The 1,280-nt window shown below is 72.7% G+C and carries 1 protein-coding gene and 1 pseudogene; both read left to right on the top strand.

The window, feature by feature from the left end:
• Positions 1-883: hypothetical protein (locus tag B8460_RS13140; protein ID WP_048862059.1), on the top strand; the 883-nt coding region annotated here is incomplete at its 5' end.
• A 6-nt stretch (positions 884-889) separates the two neighbouring features.
• Positions 890-1,280 (top strand): annotated as a pseudogene (locus B8460_RS13135) (peptidoglycan -binding protein); the annotation flags it as partial.

The raw sequence follows: 1,280 nt of genomic DNA, 5'->3' as shown, positions 1-1,280 counted from the left end.
GCGCGACGCGCGCGCGGGGGACGGGCGGGCGCGCTTCACCCTGTCGGCGCCGGCGATGCGCAGCCTGCTCGACGGCATCGCCGCGCGGCTCGACGAGAACCGCGAGCTGTCGCGCTACATGACCGGGCTGCTGATCTTCCTCGGCCTGCTCGGCACGTTCTGGGGCCTGCTGCTGACGGTGCGGTCGGTGTCGGACGTGATCGGCGGCATGTCGGTGGGCGGCGGCGATATCAACGCGCTGTTCGAGCAACTCAAATCGGGGCTGGCGAAGCCGCTGCGCGGCATGGGCACGGCGTTTTCGGCCAGCATGTTCGGCCTGTCGGGCGCGCTGGTGCTCGGCTTCCTCGACCTCACCGCCGGGCAGGCGCAGAACCGCTTCTACAACGAGCTGGAGGAGTGGCTGGCCGGGCTCACGCGCCTGTCCTCCGGCGCGATCGGCGAGGGCGAGGCGGCGATCCCCGTCTATGTGCAGGCGCTGCTGGAGCAGACCGCCGAGAACATGGAGGGGCTGCAGGCGATCCTCGGCCGCGGCGAGGAGGGGCGGCTGCAGGCCAACGCCGCGGTGCTCGCGCTCACCGAACGGATCGGCCATCTGTCGGATACGATGCGCACCAACCAGCAGCTGATGCTGCGCATCGCCGAGTCGCAGGTGCAGCTCGCCCCCGCGTTGCAGCGGCTGGCGGACCCGCATTCCGCCGGCATGGAGCATACCGAGGCGATGCGGGTGCATCTGCGCAACATGGACATCGCGCTGCAACGGCTGCTGGCGGAGATGGAACAGGGCCGCGCGCAGTCCACGGCGGAGCTGCGCAACGACCTGCGGGTGCTGACGCGCACCGTCGCGGCGCTCGCCGACGACACGCCGCGCATGGTGCGGGAGTAGCGCGGCATGGCCGCACGCCAGCGGCGCGGCGGCGGCAACGGGCTGGAGGCGTGGCCCGGCTACGTGGACGCGCTGTCCACGCTGCTGATGGTCATCATCTTCGTGCTGCTGGTGTTCGTGCTGGCGCAGGCCTTCCTGTCCGTCGCGCTGACGGGACGGGACAAGGCGCTGGATCACGTGCGGCGGCAGCTGGCGGAGATGACCGACATGCTCTCGCTGGAGCGCGGGCGGACCGCCGATCTCGGGCAGTCGGTCGCGGCGCTGGGCCGCGACCTCGCCGCCGCGCGGGCGGCGCGCGAGACGCTGGAGGCGGAGATCAACAGCCTGCGCGACCAGGCCGCGCGTGCGGTCTCGGCGCGCGACGCGACGGCGGCGGAGCGCGACCGGCTCGCCGCAC

The organism is Acidisphaera rubrifaciens HS-AP3 (genome assembly GCF_000964365.1).
GTDB lineage: Bacteria > Pseudomonadota > Alphaproteobacteria > Acetobacterales > Acetobacteraceae > Acidisphaera > Acidisphaera rubrifaciens.
Note: the sequence above shows the minus strand (reverse complement) of the source record. Positions and strands in the feature narration are given on the sequence as shown.